At 61.8% G+C, this 6,000-nt stretch carries 6 protein-coding genes and 2 pseudogenes; 4 read left to right on the plus strand and 4 right to left on the minus strand.

Annotated elements, in window-relative coordinates:
* Nucleotides 1–18 precede the first annotated feature (18 nt).
* Nucleotides 19–201, plus strand: a pseudogene (locus tag ACP7AZ_RS16850) (IS3 family transposase); the annotation flags it as partial.
* Nucleotides 202–614: 413 nt separating this feature from the next.
* Complete coding sequence (locus tag ACP7AZ_RS16855; protein ID WP_426039815.1) at nucleotides 615–2,105, plus strand: DUF305 domain-containing protein; 1,491 nt, start codon at nucleotides 615–617, stop codon at nucleotides 2,103–2,105.
* Nucleotides 2,106–2,559: 454 nt separating this feature from the next.
* Here the strand turns inward: ACP7AZ_RS16855 and ACP7AZ_RS16860 are convergent, their stop codons facing one another.
* Entirely contained in the window at nucleotides 2,560–2,742 is a 183-nt protein-coding gene (locus ACP7AZ_RS16860; protein ID WP_426039816.1) for a hypothetical protein, read from the minus strand.
* Between the two features lie 387 nt (nucleotides 2,743–3,129).
* The gene (locus ACP7AZ_RS16865; protein ID WP_426039817.1) at nucleotides 3,130–3,318 is read right to left on the minus strand and encodes a hypothetical protein; all 189 of its coding nucleotides are present in this window, start codon (nucleotides 3,316–3,318) and stop codon (nucleotides 3,130–3,132) included.
* 368 nt (nucleotides 3,319–3,686) lie between these two features.
* Between ACP7AZ_RS16865 and ACP7AZ_RS16870 the strand changes: the two genes are divergently transcribed.
* Nucleotides 3,687–3,935, plus strand: coding sequence for a hypothetical protein (locus ACP7AZ_RS16870; RefSeq protein WP_426039818.1), 249 nt, complete (start codon nucleotides 3,687–3,689; stop codon nucleotides 3,933–3,935).
* Nucleotides 3,936–4,017: 82 nt separating this feature from the next.
* The gene (locus ACP7AZ_RS16875; protein ID WP_426039819.1) at nucleotides 4,018–4,737 is read left to right on the plus strand and encodes a hypothetical protein; all 720 of its coding nucleotides are present in this window, start codon (nucleotides 4,018–4,020) and stop codon (nucleotides 4,735–4,737) included.
* Between the two features lie 282 nt (nucleotides 4,738–5,019).
* Here ACP7AZ_RS16875 and ACP7AZ_RS16880 read toward each other — a convergent pair whose 3' ends face one another.
* Entirely contained in the window at nucleotides 5,020–5,712 is a 693-nt protein-coding gene (locus ACP7AZ_RS16880) for an IS6 family transposase (RefSeq protein WP_426039820.1), read from the minus strand.
* A gap of 117 nt (nucleotides 5,713–5,829) precedes the next feature.
* Nucleotides 5,830–6,000, minus strand: a pseudogene (locus ACP7AZ_RS16885) (CoA-acylating methylmalonate-semialdehyde dehydrogenase); the annotation flags it as partial.

Consider the following 6,000-nt stretch of genomic DNA (forward strand, 5'->3'; position numbering starts at 1 on the left):
CTTGAACGCCGATCAACAGCCCCGATGGAAAGCTTCTTCCACACCCTTAAAACCGAACGCGTCCATCACCGCATCTACGCCACCCGCGACCAGGCGCGGCGGGATCTGTTCGGATACATCGAGGGCTTCTACAATCCCCGTCGCCTGCACTCGTCACTGGGCTATATCAGCCCCGCCGAGGCCAAACGCAGAGCGGCTTAACCCCGTCCACTGTTGCGGGGGAAGATCAACCATAAGGTAAGTCCGCTCCGACACATCGAAGACGTGGCCATCAGGCACTACGTTCTCCAAGCTTTATTCGTTCGCTGTCGAGCGGTCCAGCTTGGCCGTTTTCCCCGATATCATGGGACGTGAGAACGGATGCACAGTCGTGGCTGCCGGTTAGCCATTGATCCCCGTCACCGATTATCTTGGAATGTCGGTCATCAAAACTGGCCATATATCGGAGGTCTGATTTGCGGCGGATCACTTTCATTGGCTTCCCTACCTCACCAACTTCGGAGTATTGGCCGTCTCATCGCCCGTTGCGACACGCCTTGTGGTTCGTTCGTTGACTGGAACTGGGTTCTCGTCTCTCACAGACCGCTCATATTGCCCGCGCCTCGCATGGGTATATGAGCAAGCAGGGCATTTGGTGTTTTTCCAAAATGCAGATGACCGCCCAAGCCTCACGCATACCGGTGCTTGCACTCGGGCTGTCGGCCATCGCAACGGCGGCATGGGCGCACGTCAAATGGTTTGAAGCATATGAGGTCTCGGCAGACCCAGCTCCGATCACGACCACTCTCGCGCTTCCTGCCTTCTGGTTTGCCATCGCGCTGGTGACGGTATTCTTTCTAGCAGCGACCGTTCTCGAACGCCGAGCACCCGGCCAGGCCGTTACTCGCGTTCTCGACACTGGAACTCGGCTGCTGCGCGACCATGCAGACGCCTTCATGATCGCGGTGATGGCCGCGTTCTTCGTCGCGCTATTTGCTGTTGGCGGTTCCTACCTGACGCCCGATCTAAAAACAGAGTCTGAGCTTCTGCCGTGGGCACAACTGTTGATCGGCATTCTGCTGATCTGGCGACGAACTCGACCGGTGGCGGCGGTAATGATCGTCCTCCTGTGGGCCGTCGCGCTCACGAACTATGACCTCTTCCACCTCTATGACTACCTCGCACTTGGGTTGGGGCTGGCGGGCTATTTGTTCCTGTCGGGTCTGAAGGATGGGAAGTGGCATGATCGCCGGTTCGCGGTGCTGCGCTGGGGCATTGCGCTGGCCCTCATGTGGTCCAGCATGGAGAAGTTCATGTATCCGCAGTGGTTCATGCCGCTGCTGGAAGAGAAGCCTTTCCTAGCCTTCGGAATACCCTTTGAGCCATATACGACGATGGCCGGGGTGGCTGAGTTCACCTTGGGTTTCGGGCTTCTGTGGACCTCGCTCGTGCGACGGCTCTCCGCAGTCGCCTTGTTCGCGTTGATGTTCTCAGCAGTCTACCCATTTGGCCGTATCGACATGATCGGGCACGCGACCATCTTGGCCGGTCTGCTGGTAGCCATTGCAGACCCAATGCGTCATCACGCTTTCGAGGTGACGCCCCGTGATCACCGCGCAACGTGGCTGGTCCCGGTCGGCCTCGTTGTCGCCTTGGCCATCACTATGCTGTCCTACGCTGGCCAGCACTACGTCATTTATCGCGTGCTGGAAGGCCCGTTTGCGGCACTGCTGCGGCCCGAGTCGCGGGAGACAGTCACCCAAGGCGGTTTGGCTCCGGGCGGTTTCTGGCGTGGCAACGAGCACTACCATGGCCGCGAAGGAGCCAATGCCGCTCCAGAGGCGGGGGCATCTGCCGCCATGATGGAGTCCATGGATCGCATGCACGCCGAGATGAACGAACTACAGGTGACCGGCGACCTAAATCGAGACTTCGTTGCCCTTATGGTTCCCCACCACCAATCCGGCGTGGACATGGCTCGGGTGTATCTGGAAAGCGGCACCGACCCTGAGCTTCGGCAGCTGGCCGAGCAAATCGTCAGCAGCCAAGAGGCTGAGATCGGCCATATGAAGGCTGAGATCGGCGGGGTTTCAAGCGCGACTACTCCGGCCCACGCGGGGCACTGACGATGGCCCCACTCCACTGCCGGTGTTGTCAGGTTGAAGCCACAATTGGTGCCATCGGTTGAATTTATCTCCATCTGAGCGACTTGGGCCGTTATACTCGGCCGTGTCGACACACTGAAATTATGCACTTTTTTCGCCGCGGCAGACGCAAATTTCGGCTCAAGTAGAGCCTGCCGAACTTACCCTGACAATGCCGCGCCGGGTAGTCGGGGTAGCAGTCGCGCGGCTCAAGATTACCGACCTCGCTTCGCATGGCGCGCGTCATGGCCAAGATGTCTCCGGAGCCGGACTTCGAGCGGTAAAGATTACACATCGCGGGAACCTGACACGCTGATTAGTGGTTCTGGAGTTGCAACTGGCCGATGCGAGGGGTGGCTTGGAAACAGGTGCCCCTCCGCTTCTCCTCACCCGTGCAACCTTGCCCCTCGGCTCGCGCCGGGGGGCTTTTTGCACTTCAACGGACTGCCTTGGCCGGCATGACGAACTCGCCGACCGCGTCGCGCGGGCCGATCACGAACTGGACCCGCCCGATGCAGCCAACTCGCCGGCAGGCCGCATCGACGCCCCAGAGATTGTAGTGTGGTCCCCGCACTCGGGCGATGCGTTTCAGGTCCGCCTGGATACGCAGTTCGCACACCGGGCAATCGGCATAGACCGGCCAGCGATTGACGAGGATTTGCTCGACTGACCCTGACCCAGCGCGCCAGTCCTCCTCAGTTTAGCGGTCGAGGTTCTTGCGGCCCATCAATACCAAAGGGCAATGGCTGCCGGCGACATTGGCCCGCTCTGCCCAGTCGAGTGGCGGGTGTAGGTTACTCTCGCGACCCGGTGGCCGCACTGGCATCGGAAGCGATACGAGCACCCCTCGGGCGGCCAATAGCGTCGCGCGCCGAACAGCGGGCGAGGATCCATCAACACGGCATGGTCGCAGCCAGGCCGGTCGCACTGCACGATCAGCCGATGGCCGAACTCCGGCACGGCTTCTTCCCGCGCGACACGGGGGCGGTTCGAGTCAGGCATGGCTTCACCGACCGCTGGCAACCATGCAACCGAGGCTCCGGAGCTGGATGCCAGCAGCGGACCGCATCACGGCGCCGGGGACGCGGGCTTCCACGCAGGTCAGGATTTCGTCTGCTGCGGAGCCGGGATCGTTTTTGCGGGCCAGCTCCGCGTCAAGTTCGGCGAGCAAACTCGCCAAGGATCGGTCGTTCATTCGCTTTCTCGAGGTTGCCGCCCCGGGGCGCTTGTGACTCCGCGGCAGCGGATGGCGCAAGTGAATGTTCTATTTTTGTTCTTGAGGGCCGCAAGGGCGAAGGCTTGGCCCGTGGTAGGCGCCGAACCGTTCCGTCGCCGGAACCGCTCACACGCTTCACCGTTCGCTTCCCGGAAGGAGAACGAAATGACCGACAAAAATCCAAACCCGGGGACCTCCAATGGCAGCCAGCAGGACGGCAGCAGTCACGGGTCGACACGGCCCGATCAGAGCGGCACGAGCCAGCAGGCGCAAAAGCCAGAAGGCCCAGCTAGCGGGGGGGAGGGTGCATCCGAGGCGGGTGCTCCCAAGGGCTTTGGGGCTGGCGAATGACGATGCGGTTCTACACGGTCACGCTCGAACGGAACGGCGAGCGCCGCGATGTTCGGGTTCCTTCCCCGACGGATGTGCAGGCCGCTGATGCTGCCGCGCCGCTGATGAAGGCCGGCGAGTCCATTATATCTATCACGGAGGTAGAGGACGACGGTTTGCAACAGGCCGACGCACTGCCGCCCAAGTCACAAGCCGCTGAGTTCGCTCCGGTCACGCCCGGCGCGGCCGCCGCCCCAGATCGGTGAGCAGAACCCCAGTGGCCAGTGCCGGAACTCTTCGACCCGAGAAGAGCTTGGAAAGGCCCCGCAGCCTTTGGAAGGGCAAAACATGACCGACTACCTCGAGCGATCCTTTCACACTCACCCTCTTCACGTATTGGTCTCGTGGCCAGCCGTCATCGCGGGGGCGGTCGTCGCCATAGCTGTCGGAGCTATGCTGAACCTACTGGGCGTCGCTCTCGGAGCGGGGGCCTTCAATCCGTACGATCTCGACGGCGGCAACGCCGAAAGCTTCGCGGCGGCAGCCGGGATGTGGGCCGTGGTCGCAAACTGCATGGCGTTGTTTGTGGGTGGAGCTGTGGCGAGCCGCGCAGCCAATTACGCGGATCATCATAAGGGCGCGCTCCACGGACTCAGCGTCTGGGCCGTTGCTTTCCTGCTTGCGATCCTGATTGCGTCGGGTTCTGCCGCCGTAAACACCGCCGGCATCGCAGGCGGCGAGGCGACCAGGACGACTGCGGGTGAGACGGTCATCGGCGACGCCTTGGCGCCTGGCTCGCGAGTAGTTGAGGGAACTTTGATCGCTTCTCCCTCAGAGCGCGTCGAAGCGGAGAGCACGGCTGACAGCACCGCGACGCTCGCTCTTTGGGGCTTCCTGACGATGCTTCTCAGCGGCATCGCCGCAGTGTCCGGCGGCCTGTACGGCTCGCGCAATCATCGTTGGATGGCGAAGGCGGGACTGGAGGGTCGCCCGGCTCCTGAGGTATCACCCGATGCTGCTCAAGAAGTAGGCGAACCACACAAAGTCTATCCGGCGCCGAGGAATTGAGAGCGCAGGGAACGAAGAAAACGAACGTCGGTTTCTGAAGGGGCTGGTGTTCTGCCATCCGCAGGTTGGGCCGCCTTACAGGCGCGTCGTCGCGTGGTTCTGACTACGGATTGTGAGCGACCTCGTCTTAGATCACCAAGCCTGGCCCGGACGCGGAATGTGATCACCGTTGGCAGGTCCGGTATCGCCCCGATGAACGTCCCTTATTTGCGTGGCTCGTTCGCGAAGTGGGCGCTGTCAGGATAACCGCGCCGGGCTGAGAAGCGCCCTACCCTGCCGAAATCAGGCAACCGCTGCCGCCCAAGCGGTCGCCGCATCGGCGCGGAAACGCCGAAGTGTGGGTCTGCTGATCAAATGGCGCTGGATGTTGAAGGTGTTGTAGATCGCTGCGTGGGTGGTAAGAAATCTCTGGGCTGAGGCTTGGGATTTGAACCGCTGCTGCTGTCGTTCTCGTCGTCGGATCGGCAGGTGGGAGTTCTCCGCCCGATTGTTCTCCCGAAGCCGGCCCGGTCGATGCAGATGCCTCAGGTCGAGCTGATCAAGAGCCGCGCCGTATGACGCAAGGCCGTCGGTCGTGATCATCTCGGGCTCGACAGGCTGGTTGTGAAGGAGCCGCCTGAGCAGCTTCAACGCGGCCTTTGTGTCCCGCCGGCGCTGCACCACGAGGTCGAGGACCTCGCCTTCGTCGTCGACCGCTCGCCACAGATACATCCGCTTTCCGCCGATCGAACAGACCATCTCATCGAGATGCCAGCGAGGCGATGGAGCTGGCCGACGGCGCTTCAGCCGCCTCGCGATCAGCGGTCCGAACTTGATCGTCCAGCAGCGGATCGTCTCATAGCTGACGTCGATCCCCCGTTGCGCCAGCAGCTCCTCGACGTCACGAAAACTGAGGCTGAAGCGAAAGTACAGCCAGACGGCATGCCGGATCACATCTGCCGGAAACCGGTGGCGCTTGAACGAAATCGACTTCACGAAATATGATCCCCGTCAGTGGCTTACGCCACAAATACCGGAGACCTTTTATCGTTCGCCTGACAGCACCAACTGACTGGACTGCTCCCCACGCCTTTGGCGCGGGAGGAGACAGTGTCACCCCATCGTCGGGATCACGAACGAGCTATCCGCATGTTCCAGCTCCGAATCCGGCCAGCGGGCGGTGATGGTCTTGACCTTGGTCCAGAATTTCACCCCCTCCATGCCGTGCTGGTTGGTGTCGCCGAAGGCCGAGCGCTTCCAGCCGCCGAAGGTGTGATAGGCGAC

This window comes from Brevundimonas sp. DC300-4, from assembly GCF_049897365.1.
Lineage (GTDB): Bacteria > Pseudomonadota > Alphaproteobacteria > Caulobacterales > Caulobacteraceae > Brevundimonas.

Coding starts and splice junctions, on each gene's coding strand:
- ACP7AZ_RS16855 (WP_426039815.1), top strand. CDS start 615: ATGAGCAAGCAGGGCATTTGGTGTTTTTCCAAAATGCAGATGACCGCC.
- ACP7AZ_RS16865 (WP_426039817.1), bottom strand. CDS start 3,318: ATGAACGACCGATCCTTGGCGAGTTTGCTCGCCGAACTTGACGCGGAG.
- ACP7AZ_RS16875 (WP_426039819.1), top strand. CDS start 4,018: ATGACCGACTACCTCGAGCGATCCTTTCACACTCACCCTCTTCACGTA.
- ACP7AZ_RS16870 (WP_426039818.1), top strand. CDS start 3,687: ATGACGATGCGGTTCTACACGGTCACGCTCGAACGGAACGGCGAGCGC.